This window comes from Phaeovibrio sulfidiphilus, from assembly GCF_014861485.1.
Taxonomy (GTDB): Bacteria; Pseudomonadota; Alphaproteobacteria; order Rhodospirillales; family Rhodospirillaceae; genus Phaeovibrio; species Phaeovibrio sulfidiphilus.
In genome coordinates this window covers 1-487 of sequence record NZ_JACZHT010000025.1, presented here as the reverse complement: position 1 = coordinate 487, position 487 = coordinate 1, and the positions used below count along the sequence as shown (strand labels likewise).

Here is a 487-nt window from a genome sequence, read left to right as displayed (position 1 = left end):
GGAGGCCACCTCGAGACGGCCTCCCCCCGGCATTCCGTCCGCAGACGGGGCCATGTCGGACAGGGTGTTCATCAGGGTGCGGGACAGTTCCTGTGCGCCGTGGCGGATCATGTGGCCCACGTTGGCGTGGCTGTCGCCGGAGAACAGGTCCAGAAGGCGCAAGCCCTCGCTGCGCGATGCGTTGATCATGGCGTTCTGGACCGGTCCCGGAGCCATGGTCCCGATGGCACGGGCGGTGGCAATCTGGTTCGGCGTGGCGTTCGTCCAGGGGGACGGAGGCACGGGACCGGGCCCCGGACCGGGACCAGGGCCAGGGCCGGGTTTGGGATCGGGCCCCGGGCCAGGACCGGGTCCAGGGCCGGGCCCATTGTAGGTCGCCCGAAGGCCGATGGCGGATGCGACCGCACCGTCGGCAACAGGCTTGCCGTCCGCACCCAGGCGCACCTGCTCGAGGCTCAGGAACGGCAGGTCCGCCGCCTTGTCCAGG

At 71.3% G+C, this 487-nt stretch carries 1 protein-coding gene; it reads right to left on the bottom strand.

What is annotated here, in order from left to right; genetic code table 11:
- The coding region (locus IHV25_RS10255; RefSeq protein WP_192535029.1) for a hypothetical protein at positions 1-487 on the bottom strand (487 nt) is incomplete at both ends.